The following is a 15,092-nucleotide window of genomic DNA, read 5'->3' on the forward strand; positions in this document are numbered from 1 at the left end:
AACATCGGCAAGGTTGTCTTGAGCCGTCGGCGCGACGATTGCGGCTTCGGCCCGGCCATGGCGGCGATCTGCGGGCCCAGACACGCGACGCGGCCTGGTTCGAGGGTCGGCGATCGACCTTCGGACCGTGTCGCGGGCGGGCGGTTAGGCAGGCTGCCCGTCGGCGAAATGCTCGCGCATCCAGCACGCGCCGGATATCCGCGCCCCGTTCTGGGTGACGAACGCGTAGGGCGAGTGTTCCACGATCGCGCCACCGCGGCTGCGGATGACCCAGCGGAAGCAGCGGGGATCGTCAGCGCACGGGACGATCTCGACGGTGTGAGAGCGGGTGATTTCGGTCGTCATGACCGGTAAACGCCCGAGCGCGGGACTCCGCTCCACGGGTCATGTGCGGACGGTTACCGAGCGGTGAGGCTTCGCACGCGCATTGGACCTGTGAGCAGGCTCTCTGGCCGGAACAATCGCCGCCCCGGCCCGGTTCGGCCCGAGCCTTCCGGCCGAGCCCGCCCCGTAGCCGAGCGACAAGGATGCTGCATGCCGATCAAGGCCCTCAACGACCGCAAGAAGCTGTCGAATGACTTCAACGAGGCCAACGACGCCTTCATCGACGAGGTGCTGAGCGCGCTCCAGGGCGGCCGGATTCCCGTCGATCTCGCCCGTGCCTACCTCGCGCATCCGGTCGCGATGATGCACACGGACGGGGCGCAGGCCGTCGCCAACTACTTCGAGCGCATGCTGGCCCAGCGCCCGAACATCGACTGGACGCCGGGCGCCTGAGCGCGGCGACGGCCCCGACGAGGAGGAGCGCGGATGACCGCCGACGAGATCGACGATCTGAATCGGGCGCGCGCCGCCCTGGCCCGCCAGCGGAACGCCATCGCCCGGCGGTTGGGCGGCCTCGACCTGGCGCCGATCTCCATGGCCGAGGACCTGACCCGGACCCTGCTCGCCATCGAGGCCGTGGACCGCGCCCTGGTCGACGCGGGTCAGCCGCATATCGACATCGGGCACCGGCCGGACGTGTAGGCATCGCGGCGCGCCCGGTCGCGGAGAAGTCTTCGCGGCCGAGTCGTCGCGGCTGAGTCTCGGCGGCCGCGTCTCGGCGGGCGCGTCTCGGCGGCCGAGTCTTGCGCCGCACTCCCGGGCGGGCGTACAGGCTCGGGTGCTCTGAGGAGACCCGACGATGTCCGACCGCATGCCCGGCTTCAACACGCTGGCGATCCACGCGGGCGCCGCCCCCGACGCGGCCACCGGCGCGCGGGCGACGCCCATCTATCAGACCACCAGCTTCGTCTTCGACGATGTCGACCACGCGGCGTCGCTGTTCGGCCTCCAGGCCTTCGGCAACATCTACACGCGGATCACCAACCCGACGAACGCCGTGCTGGAGGAGCGCATCGCCGCGCTGGAGGGTGGGACCGCCGCCCTGGCCGTCGCCTCGGGCCACGCGGCCGAGTTCCTGACCATGCACGCCCTGATGCAGCCGGGCGACGAGTTCGTGGCCTCGAACAAGCTCTACGGCGGCTCGATCAACCAGTTCAATCACTCGTACAAGAACTTCGGCTGGTCGGTGGCCTGGGCCGATAACGACGACCCCGCCTCCTTCGAGGCGGCGATCACGCCGCGCACCAAGGCCATCTTCTGCGAATCGATCGCCAACCCCGGCGGCGTCATCACCGATCTGGCGGCGCTGTCGCAGGTCGCCAAGAAGCACAACATCCCGCTCGTCGTCGACAACACCATGGCGACGCCGTACCTGATCCGGCCCTTCGAGCACGGCGCCGACATCGTGGTGCACTCGGCCACCAAGTTTCTCGGCGGCCACGGCAACTCGATCGGCGGCCTGATCGTCGACGGCGGCTCGTTCCAGTGGGCCGGCGACGCGCGCTACCCGATGATGAGCCAGCCGCGGCCGGAATATTCCGGCATGGTGCTGGCCGAGACCTTCGGCAATTTCGGCTTCGCCATCGCCTGCCGGGTGCTGGGGCTGCGCGATCTCGGGCCGGCGCTGTCGCCGTTCAACGCCTTCCTGATCCTGAACGGGATCGAGACGCTGCCGCTGCGCATGCAGCGCCACTCCGACAACGCGCTGACGGTGGCCAAGCACCTGTCGACGCATCCGGCGGTGTCGTGGGTCAGCTATCCCGGCCTGGAGACCGACCGCTACCACCAGCTCGCCCGGCGCTACACGCCGAACGGTGCCGGGGCCGTCTTCACCTTCGGGCTGAAAGGCGGCTACGACGCGGGCGTCAAGCTGGTGTCGAGCCTGCAGCTGTTCTCGCACCTCGCCAATATCGGCGATACGCGCTCGCTGATCATCCATCCGGCCTCGACGACCCACCGTCAGCTGACCGACGCGCAGAAGACCGCCGCGGGCGCCGGCCCCGACGTGGTGCGGCTGTCGATCGGCCTGGAGGATCCGGCCGACCTGATCGAGGATCTGGACGCGGCGCTGGGTGCGTGAGCCCGGCGCCATCGCGCGCGCAGCGAAGCGACCCCGGGCGGCGCGCCGGCGGGAAGCGTGGCGCCGGCGGGATCGCTTCGCTGCGCGCGCGAGGGCGGCGGCGCTTCCAGCGATCTGACCAGAAGCCGCCGGCTGGCGCGAGGCGCGCGGCCGGCGGGACGCTCAGAAGGCCTCCGCCTCCAGCGCCATGGTGCTATCCGCGCCGGCCTTGATCCGGCTGAGGCGCAGGGCGGTCTCCGGCAGCATCCGCTCCATGAAGAACCGGCCGCTCGTCAGCTTCGACTCCCAGCGCGGGGAGGGGGCCTCGGCGTGCTTGGCCTGGGCGGCCTTGGCGATCTTCGCCCACATGTAGCCGAGGGCCACGAGGCCGAAGAGGTGCATGAAGTCGGTCGCGCCGGCCCCGGCATTGTCGGGCTTGCTGAACGCGTTCTGCATCAGCCACATCACGGCGCCCTGGAGGTCGTTCAGTCCGGCCTGGAGCGGCTTGGTGAACGGCGCCATGGCGGGATCCTCGCCGTGGTCCTTCAGGAACGTCTGGACCTCGCCCAGGAAGGTCATCATCGCCCGGCCGCCGTCCTTCGGCAGCTTGCGGCCGATCAGGTCCATGGCCTGGATGCCGTTGGCGCCCTCGTAGATCATGGCGATGCGGGCATCGCGCACGAACTGCGACATGCCCCATTCCTCGATGTAGCCGTGGCCTCCGAGGAGCTGCTGGGCCTCGACCGCGTTGGCGAAGCCCCGATCGGTGAACACGCCCTTCACCACCGGCGTCATCAGGCCGAGATGATCGTCGGCCGCCTGCCGCTCCTTGGCATCCTCGGAACGGTGCAGGATATCGGCCTGGAGCGCGGTCCAGAGCATGAGGGCCCGGGCCGCCTCGTTGAAGGCGCGGATCTGCATCAGCGTGCGGCGCACATCCGGATGGACGATGATCGGGTCGGCGGCCTTCTCGGGCGCCTTGGCGCCGGTCAGGGCCCGGCCCTGGAGCCGGTCCTTCGCGTAGGCGGCCGCGTTCTGGTAGGCGACCTCGGACTGGCCGAGGCCCTGGACGCCGACGGCGAGCCGCGCCTCGTTCATCATCACGAACATGGCGTTGAGGCCGCGATTCTCCTGGCCGACGAGCCAGCCCGTCGCCCCGTCGTAGTTCATCACGCAGGTGGCGTTGCCGTGGATGCCCATCTTGTGCTCGAGGGAGCCGCACGACACGCCGTTGCGCGCCCCGAGGGAGCCGTCGGCGTTCACCAGGAACTTCGGCACCACGAACAGCGAGATGCCCTTGGTGCCGGCCGGCGCGCCCTCGATCCGCGCGATGACCAGGTGCACGATGTTCTCGGCGAGGTCGTGCTCGCCGGCCGAGATGAAGATCTTGGTGCCGGTGATGCTGTAGGAGCCGTCGCCGTTCGGCACGGCCTTGGTCTTGAGCAGCCCGAGATCCGTGCCGCAATGCGGCTCGGTGAGGTTCATCGTGCCGGTCCAGGCGCCCTCGACCATCTTGGGCAGGTACAGCGCCTTCTGCTCCTCGGAGCCGTGGACCAGCAGGGCCGCCATCGCGCCCTGCGTCAGGCCGGGATACATGCCGAAGGCGAGGTTCGCGCCCGAGGCGAATTCCTGGATCGCCGTGTTGAGGGTGTGGGGCAGGCCCTGGCCGCCGTAGGCCTCGGGCACCGACAGGCCCATCCAGCCGCCGCTGGCGTAGGTGTCGTAGGCGGCCTTGAAGCCGGCCGGCGTGCGCACCGTGCCGTCCGCCTCGCGGCGGCAGCCCTCGACATCGCCGGTGCGGTTGAGCGGCGCGAGCACCTCCTCGGCGAGCTTCGCGCCCTCGCGCAGGACGGCCTCGACCACGTCGGGCGAGGCCTCGGCGAAGCCCGCCAGATTGTCCCGGGCGTGGAAGCCGAGGACGTCGGTGAGCAGGAACAGCGTGTCCTCGACCGGAGCGCGATACTGCGGCATCTCTGGCTTCCCCCGTCTGGTGCGGGCCTCTCGGAACGGCCCGCCGCGTTGGCCGCATGTAAACGCCACGCTGCCCCCGGAGCAACGGCTCCGCCCGCCGATCGCGCGACACGCGGCGCCGTTCCTCAGTCGCGGGAAGGTCGCAGCCATTACCGCGCCCAGCAGACCTTAACTTCGTGTTTACCAAGAAAGTTAATGGTCACGCTCGAACGATCCGACGCGTGCGTCCGTGGATACCGAAATCCGGTCCCGCTCTGCGCCGAGGAAACGGACGCCGAACGCTGCCGACGACAGGCCACCGATGACCCGCAACGCGATGCCGCAGCTCGACAGTTTCGATCCCGAGGTGCTCGACGCGGCCCGCGACGTGGCGGCGCGGGCGGGCGTCCCGCTCGAGACCTGGATCGCCTCGGTGGTGCCGCAGCAGCAGGCGGCCGGCCAGGGCAATCGCCGGCACCGGCGGCGTCACCGCGCCGAGCAGCTCGCCCTCACCGACCGGGCCACCGAGGTGGACGAGGAGACGTTCTTCGGCTCCCGCGAGACCGGCGGCACCCTGGTCTCGTCGGCGCTCGTGGAGATGAAGCGCGTCATCGCCGAGCGCTACGACCCGAACGACTGGAACATCTACGCCGCCTCGCCCGCCGCCTGGAGGCCCGGATCGAGGAGGGCGTCGCGCCGTCGACCGCCCTGATCGAGCTCCAGGAGGAGACCACGCGCCTGCGGGAGGCGATCAATCAGCTGGCCACGAGCCGCGACATCGGCGCCCTGGAGCAGGCGGTCGTCACCCTGGCGAGCGGCATCGAGCGCGCCCAGGCCGGGACCGATCTCACCGCTATCGCGGCGCCGATCGAGCAGGTCCGCGCCCAGGTCGAGCGCCTCGCCGAGGAGGTGGCCGAGAACGTCCACAGCCGCGTCGCGGAGGACGTCCGGCGCCTCGCCGAGCGCCTCGACACCGCGGCCGCGACCGGCGCGGCCGGGCCGGATGACCACACCCTCGCGGGCCTGTTCGCCGAACTCGAGGAGATCCGGCGGCAGATCGGTGCGCTCGCCGGTCCGGAGCGCATCCAGGGCCTCGCGCAGAGCCTGCAGGCGGTGAGCGCGCAGATCGCCCAGCTGCAGCGGACGGCCGCCGGTCCGGACCTGCGGCCGATCCTGGAAGAGATCCGGAGCGACGTGAAGATCGCCGCGCCGGCCGCGCTGGCGGAGCAGATTCAGGCGCTCGCCGAGAAGGTCGACGTGCTCTGCGCCCGGGACGACTGGTCCGAGCGCTCCGGCGACGCGAGCGTCGCCCGCTCGGGCGACATGGCGTCCATCCACGCCATGCTCCGGAGCCTCGCCGACAAGGTCGATCAGGTCGGCAACCGGTCCGAGCAGGACGGCCTCGACGCCCTGGAGCGGCAGGTCGTCTCGCTGGCGGGCCGTCTCGACGCGCCGCACAGCGCCGATCCGGCGCTGGCCGGCCTGGAGCGCACCATGGGCGACCTGCTGCGGCAGGTGACGGCGCTCAAGGACGCGGCGCCGAGCGAGGCCGTGGTGGAGCGCGCCGCCCGCAACGCGGTCGCCCAGACCCTCCAGACGTCCGGACTCGGCGCGGCCGAGTCGGGCGAGATCGGCCTCCTGCGCGCCAGCCTCGCGGACATGCAGGCCCGGCAGGTCGCCTCCGACCAGCGCCTCGGTGCCACCCTCGAGGGGGTTCAGTCGGCCCTGGAGCGGCTGCTCGTCCGGCTCGGCCCGGCCGAGGCCGTCCCGGTACGGGGGCCGTCCCTCGACGAGCGCCTGATGTCCTCGACGAGCCCTGAGGTGGCCCTCGCGCCCGTCGAGGCGCGCGCCAAGCCGCGGCGCGACGGTGTCGAGGCCTCCCGCCTCGCCGACGACCTGCTCGAGCCCGGCAGCGGCCGGCCGCCGCGCGAGAGCAGGTTCTGGCGCGTCGCAGCCGACAGGGTGATCGAAGACATGATTTGCTATCTTTCTGAGTCAACACGCCGCTTCTGCGGCAATCTCATGAGCAATAATGACGATGTTCGATCAAGCGCGATCTAGAAACAATTCAGAAATTGAATTAACAAAGTAAACAGGTCAATAACGAGTGCCAATATATTAATTTTTCTCCTGGTAGAATGTGCGCTGCATTGATCGACCAGTGGTTGATATTTTGCAACCTGGGGCACGGAAGCCCGCGGTGACCGGGTGGACGCCCTCCAGGGCGCGTCGACCGGCCGTCTCGGTCGGCTGCGCGCCGAGATCGATCGCCGGCGCCGACCGCTGCTGCTCGGCCTCGCCGCCATCGTGCTGGCCCTCGGGGCGCTCCAGGCGATCACCATGCGCGGCGCCGACGAGTCGCGGCCGGCCGCTCCGACGAGCCTGGTCGCGCCGTCCCGCGGCGATGCCGCGGACGTCCAGAAGGACGCTCCGGACGGCTCCAGGGACGGCTCCAGGGACGCGTCGAAGGACCCGGTCAGGGAGAGCGCCGAGTCCAAGCCGGCCCCGGCAGACCCGACGACGACCCAGGCCCTGCCCAATCCCGTTCCCGCGGAGGCACGGCCCGGCGCCAAGGCGGCCGTGCCGCAGGTCTCCGGGATGAACAGCCTTCAGGCCGAACTCGGCAACCTGCCGCCGGCGCTGGCGAAGGTGAAGCTCGCCGCCCTCGACGGCGACGGCGCGTCGATCTGGGACCTCGCCACCCGGGAGGCCGACGGCCGCGGCATGCCGCGCGACCTCTCGGTCGCCGCCAAGCTCTACGAGAAGCTGGCCGCGGCCGGCTACGCGCCCGCCCAGTACAAGCTCGCGGGCCACTACGAGAAGGGCTCCGGCGTCGTCCGCGACCTCGACAAGGCGAAGCTCTGGTACGGCCGCGCCGCCGAGCAGGGCCATGCCCGCTCCATGCACAATCTGGCGGTGCTCTACGCCGAGAACCCGGCCGCCAACGGCAAGCCCGACTTCGCCTCCGCGGCCTCGTGGTTCCGCCAGGGCGCCGAGTTCGGCGTCCGCGACAGCCAATACAATCTCGGCGTCCTCTACGCGCGCGGCCTCGGCCTGACGCAGGACCTGATCCAGTCCTACGCGTGGTTCTCCGCGGCCGCGAGCCAGGGCGACGACGATGCCGGAAAGAAGCGCGACGACGTGGCCAACAAGCTGAGCCCCGCCGATCTCGCCAGCGCCAAGAGCCTCGCGGCGAACTTCAAGCCGCGAAAGATCGACGCGGCAATCAACGAGCCGCCCGCACCGAAGATGCCGGCCAACGCGCCGATGTCCCTCCTCGGCGCACCGATGCCCGGCGCCGTGCCGTTCACGGCCCCGCCGCGCCGGAGCTGACCGCGGTCGGGGGGCGCGTTCCGGCCACGGGAGCGACCTTGACCGCCACGCCGCGATGCGGGAACGCTGCGACAGGGCGGCGTCGGACCGAGGGTCGGATCGCGCGGGTCGCCAACCCTTGCCGATGCCCGGAGGATGGATGGCGCACCGGAGTACTGTCCCGCTCGGCGCTATCGTGCTCGGCGTCGCCGGTCTCATCCCGTTCCTGGGCTTCGCGGCCCTGGCGGTATCGGGCACCGACGGTGGCCTGAGCAGCATCGGCCTGTCTCCGCGCACCATCCTGTCGGCCTACGGGGCCGTGATCGCCTCGTTCCTGGGAGGGATCCGCTGGGGCGCCGCCGCGGCGCGCAACGCCGGCAACGGCGATTACCTCGTGGCCATCGTGCCGTCCCTCGTGGCCTGGGCTGCGATGGCCGCGCCGGCACCGTGGGACCTGCGCATCCTCGGCGGCCTCGTGCTGGCCTGGGGCCTCATCGATCAGGACCTGCCCCGCCGCGGGCTCACGCCCCTCTGGCTCGGCCGCCTGCGCCTGGTCCTCTCCGGCGTCGCCGGGGCCGCGCTCCTCGTGGCGGCCTGACGGCGCCCGCGAACCGGCAGCCCCGGGGCGCGCGCCGTCAGGTCTCGCGGCTCATCTCGCGCAGGAGCTTCAGGACAGCGTCGCGCCGCGCCGGCGACTTGATCGCGCGAAACAGCGCGGCGACCTCGGCGCAGTCCCGCGTCTCCTGATCCGTCGCTGTCTCGTCGGGCCGGTCCGGCTGGAGGAAGAAGGTCGGACAGACGTTCAGAGTGGCTGCGATCCGTTCCAGCAGCCAGCGGGTCGTCGGCGGGGTCGCGTCGTCTGTCATGCCTGCGAAACTCGTACTCCGACCGCTGTACCGATCCTAACGGCAGAGCTTTCGGCGCCACCCTAGCCTTTCAGCCGCGGCGATGCCATCCTCAGGTTGCGTTCGACTCACCATTTGTCGCAGTGCGTGCATCAACTTTGAGATAGGGCATGCCGCATCCGAAGCACCTGGACAGGACCTTCAGCGTGTTGCGCGATCTGGAACGGGCGGCCACGCCCGACGAGATCGCGCGGCTGCTGGTCGACGCCTTCACGCGCTACGGGGTCTCGTACATCATGGCTGGGATCGTCCCGGATCCCGGCCTGCCGAAGCGGCGGCACGCCGGGTTCGTGCTCGCCAGCACCATGCCGGAGCAGTGGGCGCGGCGGTACGTCACGCAGGGCTACGCCCTCCACGACCCCACGGTCCGGCGGCTCTGCACCACGGCGACGCCGTTCGACTGGAGCGCCGTGCGGCCCGATACGCCGACGGCCGGGCGCGTCATGGACGAGGCCGGCGATTTCGGCATCCGCGCGGGCCTCACGATCCCGTTCGTGACCCTCGACGGCGAGCCGGGCGGGATCAGCGTCTCCGGGGACCGGATCGAGATCGATCCGGCCGAGCGCGTCGCGGTCAACCTGGTCGCGACCTACGCGGTCGGTCAGTTGCTGCTGATGAACAGCCGTCCGGCCGGGCGCGGGCCGGCGCGCCTCTCGCCGCGGGAGCGCGAGGCCCTGCAATGGGCGGCGGAAGGCAAGACCGACGTCGAGATCGGCATCGTCATGGGCATCACCGCCGCGGGCGTCGACTACCACCTGCGCTCGGCCCGATCGAAGCTCGACACCGTCAACCGCGCCCACACCGTGGCGCAGGCGCTCCGGGCCGGCCTGATAACCTAGAGGCCGCGGCGCGGCATCCGCACACCCCGCAGCCCGAGACGAGAGAGCGTGCCGGGACAGCGGCAAGTGCCGCGCGCTTCAGCTGGACGGGGTCGTCGACCCTACGGTTTCTCGTAGTACACAGCTCCCGGTGAACCGACGAGAACTCGCGTCATACCAACGTGAGGTTTTCTCGTGATCCACATCGTCACCCCCGCCAACGCGGATCGCTACGCCGACGCGATGGAGCAGGCCTGGCGCCTGCGCCACGAGATCTTCGTCGCCGAGAAGGGCTGGAGCGAGCTGGCCCGGCCGGACGGCCGCGAGATCGATCAGTTCGACACGCCGCACGCGATCCACTTCCTCGCCATGGAGGGCAACACAGTCGTCGGCTACAGCCGGCTCCTGCCGACCACGCGCCCGCATCTCCTGTCGGACGTGCTGCCGCAGCTCTGCGAGGGTGAGCGGCCGGTCGGCCCGCAGATCTGGGAATGGACTCGCCAGGGCGTCGCCCGCTCGCACCGGGCGAAGGGCCGCGTCGTCAATCCGGTCTCGATCGCGCTGCTCACCGGGATCGTCGAGTGGGGCCTCGCGCACGGGGTCAACAGCCTGCTGCTGCAGATGCCGACCCTCTACATGATCCACGTTATCCAGCTGCATTTCCGCCCGCAGCCGCTCGGCCTCCCGGTCCAGATCGCCGGCGAGGAGATCATGGCGGCGACCGCCCGGTTCGACGCCCGCACCCTCGCCAAGCTCCGCGCCGTCCGCGGCGACAATCGCTCGGTGCTCGTCTCCGAACCCGCCTACCTGGTGGCCTGAACATGATCTTCGACAGCAAGGATACCGCGCTGGACGTGCTCGCGGCGCAGTGCCTGCGGGTGCGCGAACTCATCGACACGGTCGGCGATCCGCTGATGCGGGCCGCCATCGACCTCCTGCTTCTCGAGGTCGCCCGGGCCCTGGCCCAGACCCGCCCGCCGGACCGCGCGAGCGGCGCCTGAGGCGCCGGCGACGCGCGGATGTGAGAACGGCGGGCGTCCCGGAGGCCGCCCGCCGCTGTCCACGCCAGGGGCTGGAGACTCAGGCGCCCATCGCGGTCTTCAGGTTCTGGTCGACCTTGTCGAGGAAGCCCGTGGTCGAGAGCCACTTCTGGTCGGGCCCGACGAGGAGCGCGAGGTCCTTGGTCATGTGGCCGGCCTCGACCGTGTCGACGCAGACCTTCTCCAGGGTCGCGGCGAACTTCGCCAGATCGTCGTTGCCGTCGAGCTTGGCGCGGTGCGACAGGCCCCGGGTCCAGGCGAAGATCGACGCGATCGAGTTGGTCGAGGTCTCGCGGCCCTTCTGGTGCTCGCGGTAGTGGCGGGTGACGGTGCCGTGGGCGGCCTCGGCCTCCACGGTGCGGCCGTCCGGCGTCATCAGCACGGAGGTCATCAGCCCGAGCGAGCCGAAGCCCTGCGCGGCCGTGTCGGACTGCACGTCGCCGTCGTAGTTCTTGCAGGCCCAGACGTACCCGCCCGACCACTTCAGGCACGATGCGACCATGTCGTCGATCAGGCGGTGCTCGTAGGTGATCCCGAGCGCCTTGAACTTCGACTCGAACTCGTCCTCGTAGACCTTCTGGAACAGGTCCTTGAACCGGCCGTCATAGGCCTTGAGGATCGTGTTCTTGGTCGACAGGTAGACCGGGTACTTGCGCGCCAGGCCGTAGTTCATCGAGGCGCGGGCGAAGTCGATGATCGACTGGTCGAGGTTGTACATCGACATCGCGACGCCGGCCTCGGGGAACTTGAACACCTCCTTCTCGATGACCGTGCCGTCGTCGCCCTCGAACTTGATGGTCAGGCGGCCCTTGCCGGGCACCTTGAAGTCGGTGGCGCGGTACTGGTCGCCGTAGGCGTGGCGGCCGATCACGAAGGGCTGGGTCCAGCCGGGCACGAGGCGCGGCACGTTCTTGCAGATGATCGGCTCGCGGAAGATCACGCCGCCGAGGATGTTGCGGATCGTGCCGTTCGGCGACCGCCACATCTCCTTGAGGCCGAATTCCTGCACCCGCTGCTCGTCGGGGGTGATGGTCGCGCACTTCACGCCGACGCCGTGGCGCTTGATCGCCTCGGCGGCGTCGACCGTCACCTTGTCGTTGGTGGCGTCGCGGTGCTCGACGCCGAGGTCGTAGTACTCGAGGTCGACGTCGAGATAGGGGTGGATGAGCTTGTTCTTGATCTCGGCCCAGATGATCCGGGTCATCTCGTCGCCGTCGAGTTCGACGACGGGGTTCGCTACCTTGATCTTCGCCATGGACCGATGCCTTCCCGCGTTGTCCCCGCGCACGGCATGCAAGGGCCGTGCGGTCGTTGTCCCGGGGACCTGTCGGGCGCCCCGGGCCGGAATCGCCCCGCGACATAGCGCGGCCCTTCCGGCGACGGAAGGCGCGCGCTGTCATCCGGGCGGCATCGTCACTCGCCCCTCGACGGGCGCGGGCCCGCCGTGCCAGACGGCCGCCATGACGAGCCGAGCCGCACAGGGCGACACCCCCGACGACGCCCCCGGGAAGGTTACCGAGCTGCCGCCCGGGATCGCCCCCGCGGTGATCCTGGTGGAGCCGCAACTCGCCGAGAATATCGGCATGACCGCCCGCGCCATGGCGAATTTCGGCCTGTCGGAGCTGCGCCTCGTCAAGCCGAAGAACGGCTGGCCCAAGAAGGGCGTGCGCGAGGCGGCCTCGGGCGCGACGCACGTCCTGGACGCGGCCACGATCTACGGCAGCGTCGCCGAGGCCATCGCCGACTGCCATTACGTGCTGGCGACCACGGCGCGCGAGCGCGGGCAGATGAAGCGGGTCTTCGCGCCCGAGGAGGCCATGGGCGAAGTCGCGGCACGGGACGGCCAGCGCACCGCGGTGATGTTCGGCCGCGAGCGGGTCGGGCTCACCAACGACGAGGTGTCGCTCGCCGACGCGATCGTCACCTTCCCGGTCTCCCCGGACTTTCCCTCGCTCAACCTCGCGCAGGCGGTCCTGCTGGTCGGCTACGCGTGGCGGCAGGCGAGCGGCCGGGCGCGCCTGCCCTTCACGGGCGAACTCCTGTCGCCTCCCGCGACCCGCGACGCGCTGATCGCCCTGTTCGGAAGCCTGGAGGCGGCCCTCGACGGGGCCGGCTTCTACCCGCCGGAGAAGAGGGAGATCATCGCCCGCAACATGCGCGACATGCTGCACCGCATGAGCCTGACCGAGCAGGACGTGCGGACGTTCCGCGGGGCGCTGCGGGCCCTGACGCGGAAGGGTGGCTGATCAGCCGGAGGCCGGCTTCATCTCCGGGGCCTTGCCGCCGCCGAAGCAGCGCCCCACCGCCTCCCAGAACGCCGTCTGCTCCTCGGGGGTGCACTGCGCCATCCGCGCCTCGACCTTGGCGCGTCCGGCCACCGCGTCGGGCGTCGCGGCGACCTCGGTCTCGCTCGGGTTCCTCGCCTCGGGCATGGGCAATCCTCCGTCCCAGAACGAAAGCGCAGCTGGGCCGTGCGGTTCCGTTCCGCGGCGCAATCGGGCATGGAGGCGGCGATGGCGGAGCGGCCGCGCGGTGGCGGGACGAGGGCGGGGTATCGGGTGCGGCTCAGCGTGGACAATCTGGCCTGCCGCCGCTCCGGCCGCCGCATCTTCGCCAACCTGTCCTTCGCCCTCGGACCCGGCGACGCCCTGGCGATCACCGGGCGGAACGGGGCGGGCAAGTCGAGCCTCCTCGCCATCCTGTCGGGCCGGCTGCGGGCCGATGCCGGGCGGGTCGACGTCGCCGATGTCGGCGAGGCCAGCCTGCCCGAGTGCCTCCACGCGGTCGGCCACCGCGACGGCCTGAAGAGCTCCCTCACGGCGGGCGAGAACCTCCTGTTCGCCCAGCGGCTCCTGGGCGCGCCGCGCCTGGACCCGCGCGCCGCGCTGGAGCGGCTCGGCCTCGGCCACGCGCACGACCTGCCGGTGGCNGTCCTCGCGGCCACCAGCGCGGCCGCCGCGAGGACGAGCAGCGCCAGCGCGACGAGGCCCCGGGCGAGGCGGTCCGGCAGGCCCGCGACACGGCGGGCCGGAAAGGCGGCGGATCGGATCACGGACCCGAGATAAGCATGGCTGTCGCCGCGCGCAATCACCCACGGCGTCGCGCCACCCGCCCAGTGTTGCGCGCGGCACACAGCTGCGTCCGGAAGTGTCCGTACCGGCGGCCCGGCCTCAACCTTGCCGTGAAGTCCGGGCCGGCTCGCCGGATGCGCGGGGGTCCTCGCGCGGGCCCGACCCAGGTCTGCCGAGAGCTGAACAGGTCCACGACGGTCCGCGAGTACCAGCGCCGCGACGAACGGAGGACGGACGACTATGGCGAGACGGATCGCGCTACTCGGGCTCGCGGGCCTGCTGCTCGGGAGCGCCCCGGCGGCGGCCGCCAACCCGCTGGACAGGGGTCCGATCGCGGACTTCCTCAACATCTTCCGCAGCCAGGCGATCCCGCGCGAGACGGTGGCGTGGACCGGCAAGGAGAAGCCCGGCACCATCGTGGTCTCGACCCGCCAGCGCCGGCTCTACTACGTGCTCGGCGGCGGCGCGGCGGTCCGCTACGGCGTGGGCGTCGGGCGGCAGGGCTTCTCGTGGTCCGGCACCAAGACCGTCACCATGAAGAAGGAGTGGCCGGACTGGCGCCCGCCGCAGCAGATGCTGGCCCGCCGCCCCGACCTGCCGCGCTACATGGCCGGCGGCCAGGACAACCCGCTGGGCGCCCGCGCCCTCTATCTCGGCTCGTCGCTCTACCGCATCCACGGCTCGAACGAGCCCGAGACGATGGGCGCGGCGGTCTCGTCCGGCTGCATCCGCATGACCAACAAGGACGTGGTCGACCTCTACGACCGGGTCCACGTCGGCACCAAGGTCGTCGTGCGCGACTGACCGGGCGGGCGGCGCCGTCGACCGCCGCCCTCCCCCCCTGCGTCTCGGGGCAGCCGCGCCGCGCCCGCGTCGACAGGCCCGGCGGGCCGGTGATAGGAGCCGCGCCGTCGGGCAGTGCCGGATCGCCCGACCTTGACGAGGGACAGCATGAACGAGCGCATCATCCTGCGGGCCGGTGAGGCCCTGGTCGCGGGCGGGCCGCCCAACACCGCCTCCGAGCCCGAGGTCATCATCGGCGAGCTCGACGGGCCGGTCGGCACCGCCCTGGCCACGCTCACCGGCGATCAGGTCGTCGGCCACAGCCGCGTCTTCGCCCTGCTCAACACCGACATCATGGTCCGCCCGGTCACCCTGTGCGTGTCCAAGGTCAGCGTCACCGAGAGCAAGTACACCTCGATCCTGATGGGCACCGTCCAGTTCGCCATCGCCAACGGCGTGCTGGACGCCGTGCGCGCCGGCTACATCCCCAAGCACAAGGCCAACGACCTCGGCATCATCTGCTCGGTCTGGCTCAGCCCCGGCGTCATCGAGGCCCAGCACGTCGACCACAAGGCCCTGTTCGACATCCAGCGCAGGGGCATGACCGAAGCCATCCGCAAGGCCATGACCAACGAGCCCTCGATCGACTGGCTCCTCGAGAACCAGGACAAGATCACCCACAAGTACTACCAGATGGGCCTCGACGGCAAAATCTGAGCGCCCGGCMCCGCGGCGGTCGACCGCCCGTTGCCGCGGGCCCGGCCGGCGAC

General features: G+C 70.9%; 18 protein-coding genes and 2 pseudogenes. 14 read left to right on the forward strand and 6 right to left on the reverse strand.

What is annotated here, in order from left to right; translation table 11 throughout:
* Positions 1-144 precede the first annotated feature (144 nt).
* On the reverse strand, positions 145-345 hold the full coding sequence (locus MMR14E_RS06645) for a hypothetical protein (RefSeq protein WP_331313379.1): 201 nt from the start codon (positions 343-345) through the stop codon (positions 145-147).
* A gap of 189 nt (positions 346-534) precedes the next feature.
* On the opposite strand from MMR14E_RS06645, the gene MMR14E_RS06650 reads away from it, so the two are divergent.
* The 3 genes from MMR14E_RS06650 to MMR14E_RS06660 all read left to right on the forward strand — a co-directional run bounded on the left by MMR14E_RS06650 (position 535) and on the right by MMR14E_RS06660 (position 2,464).
* The gene (locus tag MMR14E_RS06650) at positions 535-777 is read left to right on the forward strand and encodes a hypothetical protein (protein ID WP_020091367.1); all 243 of its coding nucleotides are present in this window, start codon (positions 535-537) and stop codon (positions 775-777) included.
* A gap of 33 nt (positions 778-810) precedes the next feature.
* Positions 811-1,026 (forward strand): hypothetical protein, encoded by a 216-nt coding sequence (locus MMR14E_RS06655; RefSeq protein ID WP_331313380.1) that lies wholly within the window; start codon positions 811-813, stop codon positions 1,024-1,026.
* A 157-nt stretch (positions 1,027-1,183) separates the two neighbouring features.
* Positions 1,184-2,464: an O-acetylhomoserine aminocarboxypropyltransferase gene (locus tag MMR14E_RS06660; protein ID WP_331313381.1), complete on the forward strand. Its 1,281-nt coding sequence runs from the start codon at positions 1,184-1,186 to the stop codon at positions 2,462-2,464.
* Between the two features lie 162 nt (positions 2,465-2,626).
* Here the strand turns inward: MMR14E_RS06660 and MMR14E_RS06665 are convergent, their stop codons facing one another.
* Positions 2,627-4,414, reverse strand: a complete 1,788-nt coding sequence (locus MMR14E_RS06665) for an acyl-CoA dehydrogenase C-terminal domain-containing protein (RefSeq protein ID WP_331313382.1) — start codon at positions 4,412-4,414, stop codon at positions 2,627-2,629.
* Between the two features lie 490 nt (positions 4,415-4,904).
* Here MMR14E_RS06665 and MMR14E_RS06670 point away from each other — a divergent pair.
* A pseudogene (locus MMR14E_RS06670) lies at positions 4,905-5,048 on the forward strand (DUF444 family protein); the annotation flags it as partial.
* On the opposite strand, the gene MMR14E_RS06675 reads toward MMR14E_RS06670, so the two are convergent.
* Complete coding sequence (locus MMR14E_RS06675) at positions 5,039-5,320, reverse strand: hypothetical protein (RefSeq protein WP_331313383.1); 282 nt, start codon at positions 5,318-5,320, stop codon at positions 5,039-5,041. The pseudogene MMR14E_RS06670 and the gene MMR14E_RS06675 sit on opposite strands and share 10 nt — an antisense overlap.
* Here MMR14E_RS06675 and MMR14E_RS06680 point away from each other — a divergent pair.
* From MMR14E_RS06680 to MMR14E_RS06690, 3 genes are all read left to right on the forward strand, one after another.
* Positions 5,303-6,454: a hypothetical protein gene (locus tag MMR14E_RS06680; protein ID WP_331313384.1), complete on the forward strand. Its 1,152-nt coding sequence runs from the start codon at positions 5,303-5,305 to the stop codon at positions 6,452-6,454. The two genes, MMR14E_RS06675 and MMR14E_RS06680, sit on opposite strands and share 18 nt — an antisense overlap.
* Before the next feature lie 147 nt (positions 6,455-6,601).
* A complete protein-coding gene (locus MMR14E_RS06685; RefSeq protein WP_331313385.1) occupies positions 6,602-7,726 on the forward strand; it encodes a tetratricopeptide repeat protein in 1,125 nt (374 codons plus the stop codon).
* Positions 7,727-7,865: 139 nt separating this feature from the next.
* A complete protein-coding gene (locus MMR14E_RS06690; RefSeq protein WP_331313386.1) occupies positions 7,866-8,303 on the forward strand; it encodes a DUF3429 domain-containing protein in 438 nt (145 codons plus the stop codon).
* Between the two features lie 37 nt (positions 8,304-8,340).
* Here MMR14E_RS06690 and MMR14E_RS06695 read toward each other — a convergent pair whose 3' ends face one another.
* The gene (locus MMR14E_RS06695; protein WP_331313387.1) at positions 8,341-8,571 is read right to left on the reverse strand and encodes a hypothetical protein; all 231 of its coding nucleotides are present in this window, start codon (positions 8,569-8,571) and stop codon (positions 8,341-8,343) included.
* Positions 8,572-8,720: 149 nt separating this feature from the next.
* Here MMR14E_RS06695 and MMR14E_RS06700 point away from each other — a divergent pair, with 149 nt between their 5' ends.
* The 3 genes from MMR14E_RS06700 (at position 8,721) to MMR14E_RS06710 (ending at position 10,429) form a co-directional block, all read left to right on the forward strand.
* Entirely contained in the window at positions 8,721-9,449 is a 729-nt protein-coding gene (locus tag MMR14E_RS06700) for an autoinducer binding domain-containing protein (protein WP_331313388.1), read from the forward strand.
* Positions 9,450-9,623: 174 nt separating this feature from the next.
* On the forward strand, positions 9,624-10,247 hold the full coding sequence (locus tag MMR14E_RS06705; protein WP_331313389.1) for an acyl-homoserine-lactone synthase: 624 nt from the start codon (positions 9,624-9,626) through the stop codon (positions 10,245-10,247).
* Positions 10,248-10,249: 2 nt separating this feature from the next.
* Complete coding sequence (locus MMR14E_RS06710) at positions 10,250-10,429, forward strand: hypothetical protein (protein ID WP_331313390.1); 180 nt, start codon at positions 10,250-10,252, stop codon at positions 10,427-10,429.
* Between the two features lie 79 nt (positions 10,430-10,508).
* Here MMR14E_RS06710 and MMR14E_RS06715 read toward each other — a convergent pair whose 3' ends face one another.
* Positions 10,509-11,723, reverse strand: coding sequence for an NADP-dependent isocitrate dehydrogenase (locus MMR14E_RS06715; RefSeq protein ID WP_331313391.1), 1,215 nt, complete (start codon positions 11,721-11,723; stop codon positions 10,509-10,511).
* Positions 11,724-11,928: 205 nt separating this feature from the next.
* Between MMR14E_RS06715 and MMR14E_RS06720 the strand changes: the two genes are divergently transcribed.
* Complete coding sequence (locus MMR14E_RS06720) at positions 11,929-12,714, forward strand: RNA methyltransferase (RefSeq protein ID WP_331313392.1); 786 nt, start codon at positions 11,929-11,931, stop codon at positions 12,712-12,714.
* On the opposite strand, the gene MMR14E_RS06725 is transcribed toward MMR14E_RS06720, so the two are convergent.
* A complete protein-coding gene (locus tag MMR14E_RS06725; RefSeq protein WP_331313393.1) occupies positions 12,715-12,900 on the reverse strand; it encodes a hypothetical protein in 186 nt (61 codons plus the stop codon). It lies immediately after the preceding gene.
* 126 nt (positions 12,901-13,026) lie between these two features.
* On the opposite strand from MMR14E_RS06725, the pseudogene MMR14E_RS06730 reads away from it, so the two are divergent.
* From MMR14E_RS06730 to MMR14E_RS06740, 3 genes and pseudogenes are all read left to right on the forward strand, one after another.
* A pseudogene (locus tag MMR14E_RS06730) lies at positions 13,027-13,410 on the forward strand (ATP-binding cassette domain-containing protein); the annotation flags it as partial.
* A gap of 369 nt (positions 13,411-13,779) precedes the next feature.
* Entirely contained in the window at positions 13,780-14,343 is a 564-nt protein-coding gene (locus MMR14E_RS06735; RefSeq protein ID WP_331313394.1) for a L,D-transpeptidase, read from the forward strand.
* Between the two features lie 147 nt (positions 14,344-14,490).
* The gene (locus MMR14E_RS06740) at positions 14,491-15,039 is read left to right on the forward strand and encodes a formaldehyde-activating enzyme (RefSeq protein WP_012321386.1); all 549 of its coding nucleotides are present in this window, start codon (positions 14,491-14,493) and stop codon (positions 15,037-15,039) included.
* The last annotated feature ends 53 nt before the right edge of the window (positions 15,040-15,092 follow it).

Source organism: Methylobacterium mesophilicum, from assembly GCF_036441335.1.
GTDB lineage: Bacteria > Pseudomonadota > Alphaproteobacteria > Rhizobiales > Beijerinckiaceae > Methylobacterium > Methylobacterium mesophilicum_B.